The sequence below is a fragment of the Streptococcus infantis genome, assembly GCF_047465185.1.
GTDB lineage: Bacteria > Bacillota > Bacilli > Lactobacillales > Streptococcaceae > Streptococcus > Streptococcus infantis_O.
Genome location: NZ_JASHAJ010000002.1, coordinates 284,849 through 306,058, shown reverse-complemented (window position 1 = coordinate 306,058; position 21,210 = coordinate 284,849). Strand labels below are relative to the sequence as shown.

At 39.8% G+C, this 21,210-nt stretch carries 20 protein-coding genes and 1 riboswitch; of the genes, 14 read left to right on the top strand and 6 right to left on the bottom strand.

All coding sequences use genetic code 11. The features are described 5' to 3' along the window. Window positions 1–30: 30 nt before the first annotated feature. The 3 genes from gatB to gatC are packed head-to-tail and all read right to left on the bottom strand — an operon-like array spanning window position 31 to window position 3,244. Entirely contained in the window at window positions 31–1,476 is a 1,446-nt protein-coding gene (gatB, locus tag QM382_RS04945; RefSeq protein ID WP_225750686.1) for an Asp-tRNA(Asn)/Glu-tRNA(Gln) amidotransferase subunit GatB, read from the bottom strand. Continuing rightward, window positions 1,476–2,942 (bottom strand): Asp-tRNA(Asn)/Glu-tRNA(Gln) amidotransferase subunit GatA, encoded by a 1,467-nt coding sequence (gene gatA, locus QM382_RS04940; RefSeq protein ID WP_414272651.1) that lies wholly within the window; start codon window positions 2,940–2,942, stop codon window positions 1,476–1,478. The genes gatB and gatA overlap by 1 nt, the downstream gene beginning before the upstream one ends. After that, a complete protein-coding gene (gene gatC, locus QM382_RS04935) occupies window positions 2,942–3,244 on the bottom strand; it encodes an Asp-tRNA(Asn)/Glu-tRNA(Gln) amidotransferase subunit GatC (protein WP_006147946.1) in 303 nt (100 codons plus the stop codon). Before gatC ends, gatA begins: the two co-directional genes overlap by 1 nt. A gap of 212 nt (window positions 3,245–3,456) precedes the next feature. Here gatC and QM382_RS04930 point away from each other — a divergent pair, with 212 nt between their 5' ends. From QM382_RS04930 to QM382_RS04920, 3 genes are all read left to right on the top strand, one after another. Then, complete coding sequence (locus QM382_RS04930; protein WP_414272650.1) at window positions 3,457–4,131, top strand: TIGR02206 family membrane protein; 675 nt, start codon at window positions 3,457–3,459, stop codon at window positions 4,129–4,131. 34 nt (window positions 4,132–4,165) lie between these two features. Then, entirely contained in the window at window positions 4,166–4,858 is a 693-nt protein-coding gene (locus QM382_RS04925) for a TIGR02206 family membrane protein (protein WP_049494233.1), read from the top strand. Between the two features lie 209 nt (window positions 4,859–5,067). Next, on the top strand, window positions 5,068–6,612 hold the full coding sequence (locus QM382_RS04920; protein ID WP_414272649.1) for a peptide chain release factor 3: 1,545 nt from the start codon (window positions 5,068–5,070) through the stop codon (window positions 6,610–6,612). 454 nt (window positions 6,613–7,066) lie between these two features. On the opposite strand, the gene QM382_RS04915 is transcribed toward QM382_RS04920, so the two are convergent. The 3 genes from QM382_RS04915 to trkA all read right to left on the bottom strand — a co-directional run bounded on the left by QM382_RS04915 (window position 7,067) and on the right by trkA (window position 11,415). Next, window positions 7,067–7,771 carry a lysostaphin resistance A-like protein gene (locus QM382_RS04915; protein WP_414272648.1) on the bottom strand — a complete coding sequence of 235 codons (705 nt, stop codon included), beginning with the start codon at window positions 7,769–7,771 and terminating at the stop codon, window positions 7,067–7,069. Between the two features lie 851 nt (window positions 7,772–8,622). After that, window positions 8,623–10,062 (bottom strand): TrkH family potassium uptake protein, encoded by a 1,440-nt coding sequence (locus QM382_RS04910; RefSeq protein ID WP_414272647.1) that lies wholly within the window; start codon window positions 10,060–10,062, stop codon window positions 8,623–8,625. A 3-nt stretch (window positions 10,063–10,065) separates the two neighbouring features. Next, a complete protein-coding gene (gene trkA, locus QM382_RS04905; protein WP_414272646.1) occupies window positions 10,066–11,415 on the bottom strand; it encodes a Trk system potassium transporter TrkA in 1,350 nt (449 codons plus the stop codon). 424 nt (window positions 11,416–11,839) lie between these two features. On the opposite strand from trkA, the gene QM382_RS04900 reads away from it, so the two are divergent. The 11 genes from QM382_RS04900 (at window position 11,840) to ilvA (ending at window position 21,190) form a co-directional block, all read left to right on the top strand. After that, a complete protein-coding gene (locus QM382_RS04900; protein ID WP_303404180.1) occupies window positions 11,840–12,343 on the top strand; it encodes a tRNA (cytidine(34)-2'-O)-methyltransferase in 504 nt (167 codons plus the stop codon). A gap of 53 nt (window positions 12,344–12,396) precedes the next feature. Then, window positions 12,397–12,546, top strand: a riboswitch (FMN riboswitch). A gap of 148 nt (window positions 12,547–12,694) precedes the next feature. Beyond that, window positions 12,695–13,258: an ECF transporter S component gene (locus QM382_RS04895; RefSeq protein WP_303404181.1), complete on the top strand. Its 564-nt coding sequence runs from the start codon at window positions 12,695–12,697 to the stop codon at window positions 13,256–13,258. Continuing rightward, window positions 13,248–13,898, top strand: coding sequence for a phosphatase PAP2 family protein (locus QM382_RS04890; RefSeq protein ID WP_414272645.1), 651 nt, complete (start codon window positions 13,248–13,250; stop codon window positions 13,896–13,898). The genes QM382_RS04895 and QM382_RS04890 overlap by 11 nt, the downstream gene beginning before the upstream one ends. 27 nt (window positions 13,899–13,925) lie before the next feature. Next, complete coding sequence (locus QM382_RS04885) at window positions 13,926–14,345, top strand: chromosome partitioning protein ParB (RefSeq protein ID WP_414272644.1); 420 nt, start codon at window positions 13,926–13,928, stop codon at window positions 14,343–14,345. After that, window positions 14,320–14,805 carry a GNAT family N-acetyltransferase gene (locus tag QM382_RS04880; RefSeq protein ID WP_414272643.1) on the top strand — a complete coding sequence of 162 codons (486 nt, stop codon included), beginning with the start codon at window positions 14,320–14,322 and terminating at the stop codon, window positions 14,803–14,805. The genes QM382_RS04885 and QM382_RS04880 overlap by 26 nt, the downstream gene beginning before the upstream one ends. A 231-nt stretch (window positions 14,806–15,036) precedes the next feature. Further along, window positions 15,037–15,462, top strand: coding sequence for a 50S ribosomal protein L11 (rplK, locus tag QM382_RS04875; protein WP_001085808.1), 426 nt, complete (start codon window positions 15,037–15,039; stop codon window positions 15,460–15,462). A 96-nt stretch (window positions 15,463–15,558) separates the two neighbouring features. Beyond that, the gene (gene rplA, locus QM382_RS04870; RefSeq protein WP_178895389.1) at window positions 15,559–16,248 is read left to right on the top strand and encodes a 50S ribosomal protein L1; all 690 of its coding nucleotides are present in this window, start codon (window positions 15,559–15,561) and stop codon (window positions 16,246–16,248) included. Window positions 16,249–16,497: 249 nt separating this feature from the next. After that, window positions 16,498–18,198: an acetolactate synthase large subunit gene (locus QM382_RS04865; RefSeq protein WP_414272642.1), complete on the top strand. Its 1,701-nt coding sequence runs from the start codon at window positions 16,498–16,500 to the stop codon at window positions 18,196–18,198. Next, the gene (ilvN, locus tag QM382_RS04860) at window positions 18,191–18,667 is read left to right on the top strand and encodes an acetolactate synthase small subunit (protein ID WP_214262333.1); all 477 of its coding nucleotides are present in this window, start codon (window positions 18,191–18,193) and stop codon (window positions 18,665–18,667) included. The genes QM382_RS04865 and ilvN overlap by 8 nt, the downstream gene beginning before the upstream one ends. A 170-nt stretch (window positions 18,668–18,837) precedes the next feature. Then, window positions 18,838–19,860, top strand: coding sequence for a ketol-acid reductoisomerase (gene ilvC, locus QM382_RS04855; protein ID WP_303404186.1), 1,023 nt, complete (start codon window positions 18,838–18,840; stop codon window positions 19,858–19,860). A gap of 79 nt (window positions 19,861–19,939) precedes the next feature. After that, window positions 19,940–21,190, top strand: coding sequence for a threonine ammonia-lyase IlvA (ilvA, locus tag QM382_RS04850; protein WP_006155447.1), 1,251 nt, complete (start codon window positions 19,940–19,942; stop codon window positions 21,188–21,190). The last annotated feature ends 20 nt before the right edge of the window (window positions 21,191–21,210 follow it).

Genomic DNA, 21,210 nt, shown 5'->3' with positions numbered 1-21,210 from the left:
TAGTAGAAAAGGCTATTAACGAAAGTACATTTACTCGTTCTCTTTCAACTTAGCCAATTCTTGGGCAAGTAGTTTAAGAGCTACTTGTGGGTTGGCTTGGCCTTTGGTTGCTTTCATGAGGAAGCCTGTGAAGGCCTTGTCAGCGTTACGTTTACCTGACTTGAAGTCGGCAACGGCAGCCTCATTGTCTGCAAAGACTTGGTGGATGATTGGTATTAAAATATCTGGATCTGAGATTTGAACTAAACCAGCTTTTTCCACGTATTCACGAGCGCCACCCCCATTTTTAGCTAGGTGGACAAAGACTTTTTTGGCAATCTTAGATGAAATAGTGCCGTCTTCGATAATGGCAATCATTTCCACCAAGTTTTCAGGTGTCAATTCGATTTGTTCCAGTGTCTTGCCTTCGGCGTTCAAGAATTGAGCGACTTCACCTTGGAGCCAGTTAGAGACTTGCTTAGCATCGCCACCAAGGGAAACTGCTTTCTCAAAGAAGTCAGAAGTGACTTTATTGGCAGTCAACTGGCTAGCATCGTAGTCTGATAATCCGAGTTGAGAGACATAGCGTGCACGGCGCTCTTTTGGAAATTCTGGCAACTCAGTGCGCATTTCTTCGATCCACTCATCAGAGATTTCAAAGAGTGGTAGGTCTGGCTCTGGGAAGTAGCGGTAGTCTGCAGCACCTTCTTTAACACGCATGAGGATAGTAGCTTTATTAGCTTCGTCATAACGGCGAGTTTCTTGGCGGATTTGACCACCTGAGCGAAGGATTTCAGCTTGACGTTGCACTTCGTATTCAAGACCCTTACGAACGTTTGAGAAGGAATTGAGGTTTTTCAACTCTGTCTTGGTACCGAATTTCTCTTGACCATAAGGACGAAGCGAGATGTTGGCATCCACACGCATAGAACCTTCTTCCATCTTAACGTCAGAAATGCCAGCATATTGGATCACTTCCTTGAGGGCTGTTAGATAAGCATAAGCTTCTTCTGGTGAACGCATGTCTGCTTCAGATACAATCTCAATCAAAGGTACCCCTTGGCGGTTGAGGTCAACATAAGAGTAACCATCTGTACCATGCGTGTTTTTACCTGCATCTTCTTCTAGGTGAGCACGTTCGATACCGATTTTCTTAGTTGTACCGTCTTCTAGCTCCACTTCAATCCAGCCGTTGTAGCCAATTGGCTCATCAAACTGAGAAATTTGGTAGGCTTTAGGATTGTCAGGGTAGAAGTAGTTCTTGCGGTCAAAGTGCATCTTCTTATGGATGTCCATGTTAAGAGCGAGTGCAGCCTTGATACCGGCATCGACAACACCTTTATTGAGAACTGGCAGAACTCCTGGAAAAGACCAGTCAATCACGTTGGTGTTGGCATTTTGGTCATTTCCAAAGTGGGCAGATGTAGGTGAGAAGATTTTTGAATTGGTGTTGAGCTCTACGTGGACTTCAAGTCCAATGACTGTTTCAAAGTTCATTAGTTATCACCTCCAAAAATCACGGGTTGTTGTTTGTGGTAGTCTGTTGTTGCTTCAAACGCAGCAGCAGCTTGATAAATAGTCTCTTCTGAGTATTTAGGACCAATCAATTGGAGCCCGATAGGTAGACCTTGAGCAAATCCTGCAGGAATTGAAATTCCTGGGAGACCTGCCAAGTTGACAGGAATTGTTAAAAGGTCAGCCAAGTACATGGCAACTGGATCATGGTTGAGCGAATCCAAGTCGTAGGCAACGCTAGGAGCAGTTGGTCCCAAAATCAAGTCATAATCCGCAAAGATTTTTTCGAAATCTTGGATGATGAGGGTACGAACTTGTCCGGCCTTCTTGTAGTAGGCATCGTAGTAACCTGATGAAAGACTGAAAGTACCAAGCATGATACGACGTTTAACTTCTTCACCGAAACCTTGACTGCGGCTGTTTACATAGATTTCATCAAGGTTAGTCGCATTCTCTGCGCGGTAGCCGTAACGAATACCATCAAAACGTTGCAAGTTTGAGGATGCTTCTGATGAAGCAATGATGTAGTAAACCGCAACTCCGTATTTAGAGTGTGGAAGGCTAACTTCTTCAACGATAGCACCAAGCTTTTCAAAGTGCTTAGCAGCATTCAGAATGGTTTCCTTAACCTCTGGGTCAATCCCTTCACCAAGATATTCCTTAGGCAAAGCAATTTTCATTCCCTTGACGTCTTGACCGATTTTTGAAGTAAAGTCGGCAATGCGGACTGGAGCAGAAGTAGAGTCTTTTGCATCTTCGCTGGCAATAGCATTGAGCAAGAGGGCATTTTCCTTAACAGTTGGTGCAAAAGGACCAATTTGGTCTAATGAGCTACCAAAGGCAATGAGACCGAAACGTGAAACTGTTCCGTAAGTTGGTTTGAGACCAACAATCCCGTTAAAGGCAGCAGGTTGGCGAATAGAACCACCAGTATCGGAACCAAGTGATAAACGGACTTGTCCAGAAGCTACAGCTGCAGCAGAACCACTTGATGATCCACCAGGAACCTTGCTGTGGTCCCAAGCATTTTTGGTAGCACCGTAGTAAGAAGTCTCACCTGATCCACCCATGGCAAATTCGTCCATGTTAGTTTTCCCAACAACAATCATGCCCTTGGATTTTGCATTGGCAACAGCTGTGGCATCAAAGATAGGTTCGTAGTTATAGAGCATTTTTGAAGCTGCTGTTGTTAAGAGACCATCTGTAGAAATGTTATCCTTAACTGCGAGCGGAATTCCTGAAAGGACATTGTCAGCATCAATACCAGTTTCATCAATGGCTTTAGCCTGAGCAAGAGCTTGATCTTCAGCAATAGTGACGAAAGCATTGATAGCTGTCTCACGAGATTTGATATCTTCAAGCGTTGCCTGAGTTAGTTCAGTTGCTGAAATTTCCTTAGAAACAAGGAGATTGTGCAACTCTTCAATCGTTTTATTGTTAAAAGTCATTAGGCGTCTCCTCCATCATCTAGGATAGCTGGCACCTTGATATAGTAGTTATCTTTTTCAGGTACATTTTTAAATAAGCGGTCACGGTCTGTTCCTTCTTCGGCCACATCAGGTCGGAGAACAGTTTTACGGTCAGCCATCGTTGTAGTAGGTGCGACACCAGTAGTGTCGACTTCACTGAGCAATTCGACCATATCAACAATTTTTGAGAGTGTTGTCGCAAACTCTGCAGTTTCTTCTTCTGAGAATTTTAATTTTGAAAGATTGGCAACGTGAGTTACCTCTTCTTGCGTAATTTTCATCGGATATCCTTTCGTGAAATGATGATTCTTTATCTGTTCTATTTTACCATATTTTCCTATAAATAAGGCAAGCCAAGCTAAAAAGAAACAGAAATTGAAAAATACTTTTTATTTCGATATAATAGTTGAAATTAGAAGAAAGAATAACAGTCGTTTTTAGTTGGTAAAAAGGATGTAGAATTGACTCAACTAGAACACGTTAAGGATGACATATGACGCTTTGGGAGTTACTTTTTACCAGTAAAAAAACGGTTCCTCCCCATTTGGGAGGCTGGTACTTTTTATTACCTACTTCTTTGGTAATCATAGCTGTTTTATCGATTCGTTTCGCATCATCTAAAGGTTACAGAAACTTTTGGTATTGGGGTCAATTGATTCAGTTGCTCATTATCAACGCTTGGTATATTGCTGCACGTCTGCCCCTATCTGAGGCTCTCCCTTTTTACCATAGTCGCATGGCTATGTGGATAATTCTTCTTGCCCCTAATAAGACCTTTTTTAAACAATATTTTGCCCTGGTTGGAGTTTTTGGTTCTATCATGGCCTTGGTTTATCCAGTCTTTTATCCTTTTCCTTTCCCTCATGTTTCGTCCGTGAACAATGTTTTCGGACACTTGGCCCTCTTGGCTAACTGCTTGATTTATCTTGTTAGATATTATAAAGTTGAAAAAGGGGATACTTGGAAAATATGCCAGATGACTCTTGGAGTTAATGCCATTATCTTTTTCGCCAACCTCTTAACAGGAGGGAATTATGGCTTTATGAGCAAGCCACCTGTGATTGGGGATCATGGTAGTTTGCTTAACTATTTGATAGTGACCAGTTTGATGACAGGCATTCTCATCCTTATCAATCAACTCGTTAAATATAAACATAAGAATAGTTAATATACAACTGAATTCGTTACCTTAAGGAGACGTTATGCATCATTTTATTACAAGAACCCAAACGACGCCACCGCCTATTCCGATTTTTTGGTATGGAGTTATGATAGGCCTTCTTGCCTTGTCTATTTATGCTTCTCTTACTTACTACAAAAATCCCAAATTTGTTCGATTGTTTAAGTGGATTCAAATAGCGCAATTGATAGCTCTTTATACTTGGTATATAGGTTTTAGCATTCCATTTTCGAACAGCCTGCCTCTTTACCATTGCCGTTTGGCCATGTTCGCTGTTGTATTCTTACCTGACAAATGGAAGATCAAGCAGTATTTTGCACTTTTGGGAGCCAGTGGAGCAGTATTTGCCTTGGGTTATCCAGTCTTTGATCCTTATGATTTCCCACATATCACTAGCTTTTCATTCTTGATTGGGCATTACGCTCTTTTGGTTAATTCACTGGTTTATCTCATGAATCATTACGATAAAATCTTACTTAAAAAGTATCGAATTATTGCCTACACTTTTATTCTCAATCTATTCTTGGTAGGTGTCAATCAAGTAACGGGTGGTAATTACGGACTTTTGAATGCCACGCCTTTTATCCCTAACGCTCCTTTATGGTTCAAGTATCTTATGGTTTCAATCATTCTATCTGCAGCCCTAGTACTCTTTGATATCTTGTTTAAAAAACGTTGGGAAAAGAAAATTGCTCTAGAAAAAATTAAATTTTGAAGAGATTGTAACTAGCGATACAAAATAAATATTGAATAAAAGAATCTTATGAGCAGGTCAAGTATCTTGACCTGCTTTTTCTTGTGTAAGCAATTGAAAAACTCTCTAAAATCCGATATAATGGAGTGTTGAAAGGAATGTTAGGGTCCGATGTAATAAAGAGTGATTATAAATTAAAATAATTAAAAAAGTAGAAAGAAAGAGAACTTATGAGTATTCAAGAAGAAATTAAGAAACGCCGTACCTTTGCCATCATCTCTCACCCGGACGCGGGGAAAACAACCATTACTGAGCAATTGCTCTATTTTGGGGGAGAGATTCGTGAGGCAGGTACTGTAAAAGGGAAGAAAACAGGAAACTTTGCTAAGTCAGACTGGATGGATATCGAGAAACAACGTGGGATTTCGGTAACCTCATCTGTCATGCAGTTTGACTACGATGGGAAACGCGTAAACATCCTAGACACTCCAGGACACGAGGACTTTTCAGAAGATACCTATCGGACCTTGATGGCGGTGGATGCTGCAGTCATGGTAGTGGACTCTGCCAAGGGTATCGAGGCCCAAACCAAGAAATTGTTTGAGGTTGTTAAACACCGCGGGATTCCAGTCTTTACCTTTATGAACAAGCTGGACCGTGACGGTCGTGAACCACTAGATCTCTTGCAAGAATTGGAAGAAGTCTTGGGTATTGCAAGTTATCCAATGAACTGGCCAATCGGGATGGGGAAAGCCTTTGAGGGGCTCTATGACCTCTATAACCAACGTTTGGAACTCTACAAAGGGGATGAACGTTTTGCCAGCCTAGAAGATGGCGATAAACTCTTTGCCAGCAACCCATTCTACGAACAAGTGAAAGACGATATTGAGCTTTTGAATGAAGCAGGAAATGAATTCTCAGAGGAAGCCATTCTTGCAGGTGATTTAACACCAGTCTTCTTTGGCTCGGCCTTGACTAATTTTGGGGTGCAGACCTTCCTTGAAACCTTCCTCAAGTTTGCTCCAGAACCTCATGGACACAAGAAAACAGACGGTGAACTTGTCGACCCTTATGATAAGGATTTCTCAGGTTTTGTCTTTAAAATTCAAGCCAACATGGACCCTCGACACCGTGACCGTATCGCATTTGTTCGTATTGTATCGGGTGAATTTGAGCGCGGTATGAGTGTCAATTTGCCTCGTACTGGTAAGGGAGCTAAACTTTCTAATGTCACCCAATTTATGGCGGAAAGTCGTGAAAATGTGACCAATGCCGTAGCAGGAGATATCATCGGAGTTTATGATACAGGGACCTACCAGGTTGGAGATACGCTAACTGTTGGGAAGAACAAGTTTGAGTTTGAACCACTACCAACCTTCACGCCTGAGATTTTCATGAAAGTTTCGCCTAAGAACGTTATGAAACAAAAATCCTTCCACAAGGGAATGGAACAGTTAGTACAAGAAGGAGCCATCCAGCTTTATAAGAATTACCAAACAGGTGAGTATATGCTAGGTGCTGTTGGACAACTCCAGTTCGAAGTCTTTAAACACCGTATGGAAGGCGAGTATAACGCTGAAGTTGTCATGACTTCAATGGGTAAAAAGACAGTTCGTTGGATTAAACCAGAAGATTTAGATGAACGTATGTCTTCAAGTCGAAACATCTTGGCCAAAGACCGCTTTGACCAACCTGTCTTCCTTTTCGAAAATGACTTTGCTCTCCGCTGGTTTGCGGACAAGTATCCAGATGTGGAGTTGGAAGAAAAGATGTGATTCAGTAAGTCTACTTGATTGCAAAGCAATTTAAGTAGACTACGGCAAGTCCTATAAGACTTGCCTAACTGCCTCACTAACTTAGTTTTACAAATGAAATCGATTTGTAAAACTAAGTGTCGTAATCTAATAAACACTAAACACTAAGCGCTAAGAGTGTTTACCTAAACGCTTCACTAGGTAAAACCCACGAATGCTATCGATTCGTGGGTTTTGCCGTCGTAACAGAAAGGAAGCGGTCTAGTTGCCTTACTAACTACGTTTGGCAAATATAATCGATTTGCCAAACTCCGTGTCGTAATATTTAGGAGCGAACTAGCTTACTGTCACTATCTCCGTATTGTAACTTCTCGCACCTAATTCGTGTTTCGTTCTTAAATAGACAAAAAAGACTAGAAATTAGATAGATTTCTAGTCTTTTTATTTTAAATTATATTAGTAGTGGAACCTTCGTTTATTGAAAAGCATCTATACCAACAACCTTGATAAGGAATGTAAGGAAGATAAGCAATAGAATGCTGACTCCATTAATTACTAAATGGAGGAAGATAGACATCTCTAGTCGTTTGGTGCGATAAGCAGTCCAAGTTAGGACAGCAGACATCCAACCATAGATCAAGAAAGAAGGTGGATTTGTTGGGGTATGTGCTATAGTGAAGATAAACCAACCGAAAATATACCCAATTTTTTCGTATCCTTCGAAGAGTTTAGTAGGGATGATACCTCTACAGATAATTTCCTCACAAATAGGTGCCACTATTGCAATCACGAAAAAGCTTGAAATAATAGAAGTTTCTGACATGAGGCTATTAATAGCCTCTTGATTCGAAGTAGTTGTTTGCTTCAGAAGTTGCAACCAAATTGCACCAATCAGATTTCCTGCGACAATGGCTACATAACTAAGAGCAATTCGAGGGGCGTCATTAATAGTAAAGAGTTTTGATTTTAGATTTAATAACTTACTTTTGTGAGCACCATATAAAAAGAGTGCAACAATAGCGGTAGAGACAAGCCCCACTATTAGAGATGACCAGATAGATCCAAGTTGCGTTTTTTGAAGTAACATTAAAGTTACGATAGGAACTTGCGATAGGGCCATTGCCACAAGAAAGATTCCTAGCCAAATCAATCGTTTACGATAATCTTTAAAAAAATTCATTCATATATCTCCTAAAAAATTTATTTCATTATAGCATACTTTAGATAGGAATTCTATTAATTACCAGAACATAAGCGTAGATAAAACAAGTAAGATGTTTCGAATTAAATGACTATAAAATGATAAATCTTGTCTTAAGGTTTTAGGAAATAAAAAGTTTAGAAAGCTGACTCCCAAAAGGATATAAAAGCTGACAGAAAATATGGTTAAAGGATTGTGCAGAAAAAATAAACTAAGAAAGATAAGGGTTGTTAGCCTGCCTGTCTTTTTATGAGTTGGTAATTTTCTCCATTTGTTTAACGGCAGAAAGGTAGCAATATCAAGTCCGAAAAGGAAAAAGAAAGAGATGAGTAACAAGTCAACGATTTCTTTTTGTAGTAGAGTGTCAGTGCTTATACTTTCAAATAAAATAAAACAGACTCCAGCAACGTTAATGATAACCATGCTGCTATACAATAAAAAGAAGGATCGACTACGATTGTGTAGCTGACTATTCACATGATCATGTCCTGAAAGATAGTGGATAAATGTACAGATACCTGCTAATAACAGTAAGAGAAGTAAAAAGTAAAAGCAGGATTGTTTGAGTGTTAAAGAAATACCAGGCCAAACTAAGCAACTACAGCAGCCTAAGTAGACCAAGGAAATCAATAAAAGAAGTTGGATTGATTTGTTCATTTTTTCCATATAAAACCCCCACGTTTTTTAAAAATTATAACTAAAATGATTCATGAAAAATTATCTTTTTCCCAAGTGTTATTTTTTGACTCTCAACTGTCTTTTAAAAATCTTATCAACAGAAAAAAACATCCCTCATTTTTTGAAGGATGTGCTTTTTGATAATAACATTGCTAACGCTTAGACCAGGTTCGCTTCATAAAGAGTAATATGATTGGATAAATTTCAAGACGTCCTGCAATCATTGCAAAGGATAGGAGGAGTTTTGAAAATGGACTAAATATTGAAAAACTTGAGGTTGTTCCGAGAATTGGGCCGATATTGTTAAAGCAACTGAAAACGGCACTCGTAACAATCATTAAATTGTTTGCATCTAAACTGATAATGAACATTAAGCTGAGTAGAATCATGACGTAAACTACAAAGTACTTGAGAATCTTATGTTGGGTGTCCTTGTCGACTACTGTTTGATTAATATGGAGAGTTAAAACACGGTGAGGGGATATGGTAGACAAAAATTGATTTTTAGCAATTTTAGCTAGAATAACTCCACGCATCACTTTGAGACCACCAGCAGTAGAACCAGCAGAACCACCAATCGCCATCAGCATCAGTAAAATATATTGTGAAAACAAAGGCCAATTTGTAATGTTGCCGTAACCAAAACCAGTTGTCGTAATGATATTAGAGACTTGGAAGAAGGCCATCTCAAAACTTTGTGAAACGCCACTATAAAGGTGGAGTGTATTGAGAGTAATTAAGCCGGTAGAAACGACGACAATCAAGAGATAAGCACGAAGCTCCTCATCGAAAAAGAATTCCTTGACTCGACGAAGCATGAGATAGTAGTAGAGGTTGAAATTGACACCAAACATCAAGACCCCAACACTCGTCAGATAGGTAATAAGAGAACTATTATAGTGGGCGATTCCATCATTGTAAACCGTGAAACCACCAGTCCCAGCAGTTCCCATAGCGATAACAAAACTATCGTAGAGTGGCATACCGGCAAGATAATAAATCACTACAAAGAGGGCGAACATTGCCAGATACAGGATGTAGAGGATTTGTGCAGTATTTTTTAGCTTAGATACCACCTTACCAAATACTGGTCCAGGGACCTCGGCCTTCATAACCTCTAAGTGGCTGTTTTTTGCATTGTCCATAATAGCTAGGGCAAAAACTAGCACCCCCATCCCTCCAATGAGGTGGGTAAAGCTCCGCCAAAATAGAAGCGAACGACTTAGTACAGAAACGTCATTTAAGATAGTTGCTCCCGTAGTAGTGAAGCCAGAACTAGTTTCGAAGAAGGCATCGATAAAATTGGGGATTTGACCTGAAAAGACAAAGGGAAGGGAGCCAAAGAAAGACCAGAGGATCCAACATAGGGCAACAATTAAGACTCCTTCTTTAGCATAGATACGTTGTTTTTTAGGTTTACTGATGATTCCGAGTAGACCTAGGACAACAAGAATCCCGATGGTAGAGAAAAGAGCTGTAAAAACTTGACTAGATTCTCGATAGTAAAGAGCAATACCAACCGGAACTAAAAGTAGCCCAGCTTCAATCAAGAGTAGTTTTGCAAGAAGAAAGCGTACCATGCTTCTATTCATAGCTTACCTCTCTAACAAATCATAAATCTTGGTGATGTTTGATAGCAAAGTGATGACCACTAGCTTATCACCGACTTGGAGCGTATTTTCTCCAGTTGGGAAGATTGTTTTTCCGTTCCGGATAATGGCGGCAATCAAGACATCTTTTTTGAGCTTCAGTTGAGACAAGGGTTTGCCAGTCATCTTGTTTTCTTCCTTAATTAAGAACTGAAGGGTTTCTACCTGGCCGTTTGCGAGGTGGTGCATAGCTTGAAGGTCAGAATATTGTGCATTTACACGACCATGGATAAAGTGCATGATAGTGTCAACAGCGATTGTCTTCGGCGTGATGATGCTTGAGAAATCCGTCGCGTGGATAATTTCCAAGAGACTAGTACGGTTTACTTTGGTAATATTTTTTTGAACACCAATGCTATCCAAAAACATAGATGTGATGATGTTTTCCTCATCAACTCCAGTTAGGGTAGCTACAGCATCGTAGTTTTGAGCACTTTCTTCTAAGAGGGTGTCCTTAGTTGTTCCATCACCTTGGACTATATAGAGTTTAGGGAATTTTTCGCTGAAAAAGGCAGCTATTTCAGGATTGACCTCAATAACCTTGGTATCGATACGACTGTCTTTTAACATACCTAAGAGATAGTATGCAATTTTCCCAGCTCCTATGATGAGTAAACTCTTAACAACTCTGGACTTAATATAGTTGTGGAAGAGCATCATATCGACACGATGTCCTGTCACAAAGATACGGTCTTGATCTTCTAAAATCATATCTCCACTAGGAATCATGAGTTTGTGGTCGCGTTCGATAGCACAGACAATAACATTACCAAACTTTTTACGAAAATCTGCAATAGACATCTGACAAATATTGCTATTATTTCGAACTTTAAATTCCATCAAACTGACCAATCCGCCTGCAAAACGCTCAACAGAAAGAGCATTGGGGAAGTCTATAATATTAGCGATAGCACGAGCTGCTAGGAGTTCTGGGTTTACAATGACTGAAAATCCAAGAATATTTTTTTCTTTAAAGTAAGGGTTGGAATATTCAGGATTGCGTACACGAACAATGGTTTCCTTTGCTCCCATTTTTTTGGCTAAAACAGCCGAAACCATATTGACCTCGTCGTATTGAGTCATGGCAATGAAAATATCACAATCTTGAACATTGGCTGCTTCTAACATTGCAAAGTCAGCTCCGTTACCTGCGATTCCCATAATATCAAAACGGCTGGTCAAGTATTTTAGAACAGTTTCGTTCTGTTCAATTAAGACAACATCATGGTTGTCAGCAACAAGTGAACGACAGAGGGCAGAACCTACTTTTCCCCCTCCGACAAGAATAATCTTCATAGTTAGTTAACCTACTTTTTCAATATGTCTTTATCATACCTTTTTTTAGAAAAAAATGCACTCAACAACCGACTGTTTCCTTCTTTAATAAAGGGATTAGGGGAATTCGAATAAATATTTTACTTTAAACATCATATGTTTATGAAAAAACTTGTTCCGAAAATTCTCAATCTATATAAATTCTATGATATTGGTTGCTGAAAGTTGAAATTTCAACTTTTGTAAATATGCTTGTAAAAAAAATGAAAAAATCAAGTCATTTCTATTGACAATCAGGCTGAAAGTGTTATACTAAAAAAGTAGTTTCGCTGATTTACTTCAAACCTGTTGTGAGGTAAGTTAACGATGCCTTAACCACGCTGTTTGCTGAGCTTGACTCCGGGCAGTGTGGCTATTTTTTTGCACTAGTGAGAGGAAGCAAGGCATGGCCAATCATATTGTATTGTTTGAACCACAAATTCCACAAAATACGGGAAATATTGCACGAACCTGTGCGGCGACGAATGCGCCCCTTCATATTATCAAACCGATGGGATTTCCGATTGATGATCGTAAAATGAAGCGAGCAGGGCTAGACTATTGGGACAAACTTGAGATCTATTTTTATGATAGTTTAGATGAATTTATGAAAAAAATGGATGGTCAACTCTACTTGATTTCCAAGTTTGCAGAAAAGGTATATTCAGATGCTGACTTCACGATGGAAGGAAATCATTATTTTCTTTTTGGACGTGAAGATAAAGGTTTACCTGAGGAGTTTATGCGGGAACATCCTGAAAAAGCTCTCAGAATTCCTATGAATGATGAACATGTCCGTAGTCTCAATGTATCCAATACAGTATGTATGATTGTCTACGAGGCCCTTCGTCAACAAAATTTTGCGGGTCTCGAACTGGTTCATACTTACGAAACGGATAAGTTGAAATAAACACTGATAAGAGATAAAATGCTTGCGCTTGCAAGCTTTTTTTGTTATCATTAGAGGGTCTTCAGGGCTGGGTGTAATTCCCGACCGGCGGTGACTTTTACTCGGAAATGTTCTTTTCCTTACTCTAAAAGAAGTCCGCGAGCGCAAGCTGATGTGGTGAGATTCCACAACCGACAGTATAGTCTGGATGGGAGAAGACGAAAGGATAGCTTTGTCTATTCTGCTTCATTATAATAGAAATAAAACCAGTTTCTTTGTAAGCTTAGGTTATTTTTTGAGATAGTTAAGAGAGTAGATAGAGAGAAACTTTCCAACTTCTTCTGATTTTATAGAAAATTGGAGGAACCTGTTATGACAAACACACGTCGACTTTCGACCATTGCAATTTTATCAGCGCTTTCATTTGTGTTGATGTACTTTGACTTTCCGCTTCTACCAGCGGCATCCTTTTTAAGGGTTGAGTTCAGTATCTTACCAGTTCTTGTAGGTTTGGTAGTCTTGGATTTACCAGCGGCTTTAGGAGTACTATTCCTTCGGTCCTTGCTGAAAATCCTTCTGAACAACCAAGGAGTTAGTACCTACATTGGTTTGCCGATGAATATCGTAGCCTTAGGAGTCTTTGTTCTTGCTTTTGGTCTGATTTGGAAAAAAGAGCGTACAACCATGCGTTTTGTCCTAGCTTCATTAGTAGGGACGATTGGTCTTACTTTAGCCATGTTAGTTCTAAACTACGTTTATGCTGTACCTTTGTACGCAAAATTTGCTAACTTCGATATAGAGAATATTCTAGGACTTAGTAATTACTTGTTGGCAATGGTCTTACCATTTAATTTGATTGAAGGAGTCATCTTTGCCATCTCATTCTGGTTATTATTTGTCCTCTTGAAACCAACTTTGAAATACTATGAAAGATAAACAAACATATTTAACAAAGGGCTCTTTTGCCCTTTTACTATTTGTAATTCTGGGTTATGTCGTTAAGTTTTATCCGGAACAATTGATACCATTTGATTCGTCTATCCAGACAGCAATCCGTGGAGATTTACCAGCTATATTGACAACTATCTTTCGAGGGATTACTCGTCTGATTGACTTACCAATCGTTATTTCTTGGGCAATTCTATTGACTGCTATTTTTTATCTGAAAAAGTGGAAGTCAGAAAGCCTTTTAGTAGCTGGCAATCTTAGTTTGGCTGGAATTTTAATTGTGTCCTTAAAACACATCTATCAACGTCCCCGACCTGAAATTTTACACTTGGTCGAAGAAAAAGGATTTTCTTTCCCTAGTGGTCACTCGCTAGCAGTAACCCTCCTAATCGGTTCTCTAATTATCATTGTGGGACAGAGAGTGAAAGATAGGACTGTAAAGCTCATTCTCCAGTTTTTACTGGGAATTTATCTAGTAAGTGTAATCATTTCCAGAGTCTATCTGGGAGTTCATTACCCATCAGATGTTCTTGCCAGTCTCTGTCTGGGTCTTGGAATTCTATTCATTGAATTTCCATTTTATGACAAACTTCGCTTTCAATGGCGCTTTACAGGCAAACAAAAGTAGGGTTTAGCCCTTCTTGAGGAGATAAAAATGGAAGTCAACATAAAAGATCTTCATCCGACTCAACTATACTTATCAGAAAAGAAGTTGCAAGATATCCAGATGCTTTATCAGTCGGCTGAAATCATCAATATGGATCCAATCAGTGTTCTTGCGTTTGGAGATTGCTTGCTGATTATAGATGGGCATCACAGAGCTTACCAAGCTTTGTTAGCAGGTCAAAAAACGATTTCTGCTGAGTGGGATAAAGATGGTGGTGATGAACTGTATCATCTCTATGCGCAAGTTTGCGAGGAAAGAAAGATATACTCTGTTCTGGATTTAAAAAATCATATCTTAGCCCAAGATGAGTATGAAGCAAAATGGTATAACTGGTGTGATGGTTTTAATCAGGCAGCGAAGCAGTTGTTAGGAGTCAAAAAAGATGCCAAAGATTATTCAGATAGATGATTCCCTACGTCTAGTTCCCTTTTTTTTAGCAGATCATCGTGATGCAGCTTTATCCTGGTATCAAGATGTGGATTTGGTGGAACTGGTAGATGGCATTAGAATTCCCTATAGTTTGGAAAAATTAAATGCCATGTATTCCTATTTAGAGGAACACGGGGATTTGTTCTGGATTGAGTTTCGAGAAAAGGGAGAGTGGCTTCCAATTGGTGATGTAGCCTTATCTCAGGAGAATCTTCCTATTGTGATTGGCAATACAGCTTATCAGCATCAAGGTATTGGACGCAAGGTTTTAAGGGCTTTAATTGATCTAGCCCAGCAAAAGAGGTGGAAACAGTTGAAAGTTCAGGAAATCTACACTTTTAATCGGATTTCTAGAAGATGTTTTGAGTCCCTTGGATTCGTGGAAAGTGGAAGTACTGAAAAAGGGAAAAGCCTGCTCTTAAAACTGGATTCCTACTAAACTTTATTATTTCTTATAATCGCTCAAAACAGAGCGGTTTTTTGTTTGTAGTTCAGAACTCTTTCACGAAAGAAATAATAGCCAAATTCAGTAATAAAATTTCTCTAAAAATAGAATTTTTCTCTTGCATTTGAGAAAGATTAGTGTATAATAGTAGGGTATGTGTAAAACATACTTGTGGGAGGTAAAAATCTTTAAATTACCGCCAAAACCACAAAGGAGGATTTAGAAATGGCTAAAAAAGTCGAAAAACTTGTAAAATTGCAAATCCCTGCTGGTAAAGCTACACCAGCTCCACCGGTTGGACCTGCTCTTGGTCAAGCTGGTATCAACATCATGGGATTCACAAAAGAGTTCAACGCTCGTACAGCTGATCAAGCTGGTATGATCATTCCAGTTGTTATCTCAGTATACGAAGACAAATCATTTACTTTCGTTACTAAAACACCACCAGCTGCTGTTCTTTTGAAAAAAGCTGCAGGTGTTGAAAAGGGATCAGGTACACCTAACAAAACTAAAGTTGCTACAGTTACTCGTGCACAAGTACAAGAAATTGCAGAAACTAAGATGCCAGATTTGAACGCTGCAAACATTGAGTCTGCAATGCGTATGATCGAAGGTACTGCTCGTTCTATGGGATTCACTGTTGTTGACTAATCAATAACTTCCCTATATAACCCGCAAGACTTCATCATTTCGAGAAGTGACGTGGGAGATGAAAATCGATTGAACCACTTACAAGGAGAATAGAAAATGGCTAAAAAAAGCAAACAACTTCGTGCTGCTCTTGAAAAAATCGACAGCACAAAAGCATACAGCGTAGAAGAAGCTGTAGCTCTTGCAAAAGAAACTAACTTTGCAAAATTTGACGCAACTGTAGAAGTTGCTTACAACTTGAACATCGACGTGAAAAAAGCTGACCAACAAATCCGTGGAGCAATGGTATTGCCAAACGGTACTGGTAAAACATCTCGCGTTCTTGTATTTGCACGTGGTGCAAAAGCTGAAGAAGCTAAAGCAGCTGGTGCAGACTTCGTTGGGGAAGACGACCTTGTTGCTAAAATCAACGACGGTTGGTTGGACTTCGATGTAGTTATCGCTACACCTGACATGATGGCTCTTGTTGGACGTCTTGGACGTGTCCTTGGACCACGTAACTTGATGCCAAACCCTAAAACTGGTACTGTAACAATGGATGTTGCTAAAGCAGTTGAAGAGTCTAAAGGTGGTAAAATCACTTACCGTGCTGACCGTGCAGGTATCGTACAAGCTATCATCGGTAAAGTTTCATTTGAAGCTGACAAGTTAGTTGAAAACTTCAAAGCATTCAACGAAACAATCCAAAAATCTAAACCAGCTACAGCAAAAGGAACTTACGTAACAAGCTTGACAATCACAACTACTCAAGGTGTTGGTATCAAGGTTGACGTTAACTCACTTTAATCAGTAAATAATCGAAAGGTTGAGACATTTTGTCTCAACCTTTTTCTATTAAAAGGTAAAAATACGTATAAATAAAAGGTAAAAATACGTATAAATAAAAGGTAAAAATACGTATAAACTTTCTAATTCATTTAATATTGTAAAGTATCTAGATAGAAAATTCAGAAAATTGTTTCTTTTGTCTTGAAAATTTTTGAAAAAATGGTATTATAGAAACAAGTCATTTTATTGAGAAGAGAAAGGGGAACGATGGAGAAAATCATTTTAGACTCACCAAAGTCAGGTTCGGAACTCGTTTTGGAAACGCTCCGTGACCTAGGAATCGATACGATTTTTGGTTATCCAGGCGGGGCTGTATTGCCTTTATATGATGCTATTTATAATTTTAAAGGCATTCGCCATATTCTAGGTCGGCATGAACAAGGTTGTCTTCATGAAGCAGAAGGTTATGCTAAGTCAACAGGGAAACTTGGTGTCGCAGTTGTCACAAGTGGACCAGGAGCTACGAATGCTATTACAGGTATTGCAGATGCTATGAGTGACAGTGTTCCCCTTTTGGTCTTCACAGGTCAGGTAGCAAGAGCGGGAATCGGTAAGGATGCTTTCCAAGAGGCAGATATTGTCGGAATTACCATGCCGATTACCAAGTACAACTACCAGGTTCGTGAGACGGCGGATATTCCACGTGTAATTACAGAGGCTGTGCACATTGCAACTACGGGTCGTCCAGGTCCAGTTGTTATTGACTTACCGAAAGATGTTTCGGCTCTTGAAACGGACTTCGTCTATTCAACAGAAATAGATTTACCAAGTTATCAACCAACTCTTGAGCCTAATGAGATGCAAATCAAGAAAATCTTGAAACAGCTCTCTAAGGCTAAAAAACCTGTTTTACTAGCTGGTGGTGGTATTAGTTATGCTGAAGCCGCTGCGGAGTTAAATGAATTTGCAGAGCGTTATCAAATTCCTGTTGTTACCAGTCTTTTGGGACAGGGTACAATTGCAACTAGCCATCCACTATTTTTGGGAATGGGTGGAATGCATGGTTCCTTTGCAGCTAATATCGCAATGACAGAAGCTGATTTTATGATTTCGATTGGTTGTCGTTTTGATGATCGTTTGACTGGTAATCCTAAGACATTTGCGAAGAATGCCAAAGTAGCGCATATCGATATCGATCCAGCAGAGATTGGTAAGATTATCGCTGTTGATATCCCAGTTGTTGGAGATGCGAAAAAGGCCTTGCAGCAGTTGCTAGCTGAGCCAATCGTTCGTAACAATACTGAAAAATGGATTGAAAAAGTTACCAAAGATAAGAATCGTGTTCGTTCTTATGATAAGAAGGAGCGTGTCGTCCAACCACAAGCAGTTATTGAACGTATCGGTGAGTTGACGAAGGGGGACGCCATTGTTGTAACGGACGTCGGACAACACCAAATGTGGACAGCTCAATACTACCCTTATCAAAACGAGCGTCAACTCGTAACTTCAGGTGGACTAGGAACCATGGGATTCGGAGTTCCTGCAGCCATTGGAGCAAAAATTGCTAATCCAGATAAGGAGGTCGTGCTCTTTGTCGGTGATGGTGGTTTCCAAATGACCAATCAGGAATTGGCGATCTTGAACATCTACAAGATTCCAATCAAGGTCATCATGCTTAATAACCATTCACTTGGGATGGTGCGTCAATGGCAAGAAGCCTTCTACGATGGTCGAACATCAGAGTCAGTCTTTGATAGCCTCCCAGATTTCCAATTGATGGCTCAAGCTTATGGAATTAAGAATTATAAATTTGATAATCCTGAAACCTTAGAAAAGGATTTGGAAGTTATCTTGGAAGATGTACCAATGTTTATCGAGGTAGATATTTCTCGTAAAGAGCATGTTTTACCGATGGTACCAGCTGGTAAGAGTAATCATGAGATGTTGGGGGTGAAGTTTAATGCGTAGAATGTTAACAGCCAAACTTCAAAACCGGTCAGGAGTTCTCAATCGCTTTACCGGTGTCTTATCTAGACGCCAAGTCAATATTGAGAGTATCTCGGTAGGGGCGACAGAAAATCCTAATGTGTCACGGATTACCATTATCATTGATGTTGCATCTCACGATGAAGTGGAGCAAATCATCAAACAACTTAACCGTCAGGTCGATGTGATTCGTGTCCGTGATATCACAGATAAACCACACCTCGAGCGCGAAGTGATCTTGGTAAAGGTTGCAGCACCAGCTGAGAAGCGAGCAGAAATTTTAGCTATTATCCAGCCTTTCCGTGCAACTGTTGTTGATGTGGCTCCGAGCTCTATTACTGTACAGATGACTGGAAATGCGGAAAAGAGTGAAGCTTTGATTCGGGTTATTCGACCATACGGTATCAAGAATATCGCTCGTACAGGTGCAACTGGATTTACCCGCGATTAATACTCTTCGTAAATCAAATTCAAACTACGTTAGCGTCACTTTGCCGTACTCAAGTACAGCCTGCAGCTAGCTTCCTAGTTTGCTCTTTGATTTTCATTGAGTAAAAAAATCCAACCTAAATTTGTTAATCTAGCCTATCAGGCAATAAATATAGAAAAGAGAAAAAAACTATGGCAGTTCAAATGGAATACGAAAAAGATGTGAAAGTAGCAGCACTTGATGGTAAAAAAATCGCTGTTATCGGTTATGGTTCACAAGGTCATGCTCATGCTCAAAACTTGCGTGATTCAGGTCACGATGTGATCATCGGTGTTCGTCCAGGTAAATCTTTTGATAAGGCAAAAGAAGATGGTTTTGATACTTATACAGTAGCAGAAGCAACTAAATTGGCTGATGTTATCATGATTTTGGCACCAGACGAAATCCAACAAGAATTGTACGAAGCAGAAATTGCTCCAAACTTGGAAGCTGGGAATGCAGTTGGATTTGCGCATGGTTTTAACATCCACTTCGAATTCATCAAAGTTCCTGAAGATGTAGATGTCTTCATGTGTGCTCCTAAAGGGCCAGGACACTTGGTACGTCGTACTTACGAAGAAGGCTTTGGTGTTCCAGCACTTTACGCTGTCTACCAAGATGCAACAGGAAATGCTAAAAACATCGCTATGGACTGGTGTAAAGGTGTTGGTGCAGCACGCGTTGGTCTTTTGGAAACAACTTACAAAGAAGAAACCGAAGAAGATTTGTTTGGTGAACAAGCAGTTCTTTGTGGTGGTTTGACTGCCCTTATTGAAGCTGGTTTTGAAGTCTTGACTGAAGCTGGATATGCTCCAGAATTGGCTTACTTTGAAGTGCTTCACGAAATGAAACTCATCGTTGACTTGATCTACGAGGGTGGATTCAAGAAAATGCGTCAATCAATTTCTAACACAGCTGAATACGGTGACTACGTGTCAGGTCCACGTGTCATCACTGAACAAGTGAAAGAAAATATGAAAGCAGTTCTTGCTGATATCCAAAATGGTACATTTGCCAACGACTTTGTGAACGACTACAAAGCTGGTCGTCCAAAATTGACTGCTTACCGTGAACAAGCAGCTAACCTTGAAATTGAAAAGGTTGGTGCAGAATTGCGTAAAGCAATGCCATTTGTTGGTAAAAACGACGATGACGCATTCAAAATCTACAACTAATTTTTGAGAATAAAAATAGAAGGCGAGTTGGGGGTACCTAACCCGCTTTTTATCTTGAAAAAGAATCAAGGAGAAGATTATGCTTAGTGCAAAAGATGTGGTGAAGGCCCACAAGGTTCTGAGTGGTGTAGTAGTCAATACACCACTAGAATATGATCATTACTTATCAGAAAAATACGGAGCGAAAATTTATCTCAAAAAAGAAAATGCTCAACGAGTCCGCTCTTTTAAAATTCGTGGAGCTTATTATGCTATCTCACAATTGACTAAGGAAGAACGTGAACGTGGTGTAGTGTGCGCATCAGCGGGAAATCACGCTCAAGGTGTTGCCTACACTTGTAACGAGATGAAAATTCCTGCAACAATCTTTATGCCAATTACAACGCCTCAACAGAAAATTGGTCAGGTTCGTTTCTTTGGTGGAGATTTTGTAACTATCAAATTGGTAGGAGATACCTTTGATGCTTCGGCCAAGGCAGCTCAAGACTATACAGTTGCTGAAAATCGTACGTTTATTGATCCCTTTGATGATCCCTATGTTCAAGCTGGTCAAGGAACAGTAGCTTATGAAATTTTAGAAGAAGCGCGAAAAGAATCCATTGATTTTGATACTGTTTTGGTGCCTGTAGGAGGTGGAGGACTCATTGCAGGAGTTTCTACTTATATAAAGGAAACAAATCCGGCTATTGAAGTTCTGGGTGTAGAAGCCAACGGAGCTCGTTCCATGAAGGCGGCCTTTGAGGCTGGAGGTCCGGTTAAACTCAAAGAAATTGATAAGTTTGCAGACGGGATTGCTGTGCAGAAGGTTGGACAATTGACCTATGAAGCAACCCGTAAAAATGTTGAAACGCTTATCGGAGTGGATGAAGGCTTAATCTCTGAGACCTTGATAGATCTTTACTCTAAACAGGGGATTGTAGCTGAGCCTGCAGGTGCTGCTAGTGTGGCGGCCTTGGAAGTACTGTCAGATTATATAAAAGGAAAGACTATTTGTTGTATCATCTCTGGAGGAAATAACGATATCAACCGTATGCCAGAGATGGAAGAGCGTGCCTTGATTTATGATGGCATCAAGCATTACTTTGTGGTAAACTTCCCACAACGTCCAGGTGCTCTTCGTGAGTTTGTAAATGATATCTTAGGACCGAATGACGACATCACACGTTTTGAGTATATTAAACGTGCTAGCAAGGGAACAGGACCAGTCTTAATCGGGATTGCTCTTGCTAACAAGCATGATTATGCGGGCTTGATTCACCGAATGGAGAAATTTGATCCGTCTTATATTAACTTGAATGGGAATGAAACTCTATATAATATGCTTGTTTAATATCCTATAAAATTTTTATC

What these genes read in the sequence shown, in the direction of transcription:
- gatB (WP_225750686.1), bottom strand. Translation starts at nt 1,476, where the DNA reads ATGAACTTTGAAACAGTCATTGGACTTGAAGTCCACGTAGAGCTCAAC.
- gatA (WP_414272651.1), bottom strand. Translation starts at nt 2,942, where the DNA reads ATGACTTTTAACAATAAAACGATTGAAGAGTTGCACAATCTCCTTGTT.
- gatC (WP_006147946.1), bottom strand. Translation starts at nt 3,244, where the DNA reads ATGAAAATTACGCAAGAAGAGGTAACTCACGTTGCCAATCTTTCAAAA.
- QM382_RS04930 (WP_414272650.1), top strand. Translation starts at nt 3,457, where the DNA reads ATGACGCTTTGGGAGTTACTTTTTACCAGTAAAAAAACGGTTCCTCCC.
- QM382_RS04925 (WP_049494233.1), top strand. Translation starts at nt 4,166, where the DNA reads ATGCATCATTTTATTACAAGAACCCAAACGACGCCACCGCCTATTCCG.
- QM382_RS04920 (WP_414272649.1), top strand. Translation starts at nt 5,068, where the DNA reads ATGAGTATTCAAGAAGAAATTAAGAAACGCCGTACCTTTGCCATCATC.
- QM382_RS04915 (WP_414272648.1), bottom strand. Translation starts at nt 7,771, where the DNA reads ATGAATTTTTTTAAAGATTATCGTAAACGATTGATTTGGCTAGGAATC.
- QM382_RS04910 (WP_414272647.1), bottom strand. Translation starts at nt 10,062, where the DNA reads ATGAATAGAAGCATGGTACGCTTTCTTCTTGCAAAACTACTCTTGATT.
- trkA (WP_414272646.1), bottom strand. Translation starts at nt 11,415, where the DNA reads ATGAAGATTATTCTTGTCGGAGGGGGAAAAGTAGGTTCTGCCCTCTGT.
- QM382_RS04900 (WP_303404180.1), top strand. Translation starts at nt 11,840, where the DNA reads ATGGCCAATCATATTGTATTGTTTGAACCACAAATTCCACAAAATACG.
- QM382_RS04895 (WP_303404181.1), top strand. Translation starts at nt 12,695, where the DNA reads ATGACAAACACACGTCGACTTTCGACCATTGCAATTTTATCAGCGCTT.
- QM382_RS04890 (WP_414272645.1), top strand. Translation starts at nt 13,248, where the DNA reads ATGAAAGATAAACAAACATATTTAACAAAGGGCTCTTTTGCCCTTTTA.
- QM382_RS04885 (WP_414272644.1), top strand. Translation starts at nt 13,926, where the DNA reads ATGGAAGTCAACATAAAAGATCTTCATCCGACTCAACTATACTTATCA.
- QM382_RS04880 (WP_414272643.1), top strand. Translation starts at nt 14,320, where the DNA reads ATGCCAAAGATTATTCAGATAGATGATTCCCTACGTCTAGTTCCCTTT.
- rplK (WP_001085808.1), top strand. Translation starts at nt 15,037, where the DNA reads ATGGCTAAAAAAGTCGAAAAACTTGTAAAATTGCAAATCCCTGCTGGT.
- rplA (WP_178895389.1), top strand. Translation starts at nt 15,559, where the DNA reads ATGGCTAAAAAAAGCAAACAACTTCGTGCTGCTCTTGAAAAAATCGAC.
- QM382_RS04865 (WP_414272642.1), top strand. Translation starts at nt 16,498, where the DNA reads ATGGAGAAAATCATTTTAGACTCACCAAAGTCAGGTTCGGAACTCGTT.
- ilvN (WP_214262333.1), top strand. Translation starts at nt 18,191, where the DNA reads ATGCGTAGAATGTTAACAGCCAAACTTCAAAACCGGTCAGGAGTTCTC.
- ilvC (WP_303404186.1), top strand. Translation starts at nt 18,838, where the DNA reads ATGGCAGTTCAAATGGAATACGAAAAAGATGTGAAAGTAGCAGCACTT.
- ilvA (WP_006155447.1), top strand. Translation starts at nt 19,940, where the DNA reads ATGCTTAGTGCAAAAGATGTGGTGAAGGCCCACAAGGTTCTGAGTGGT.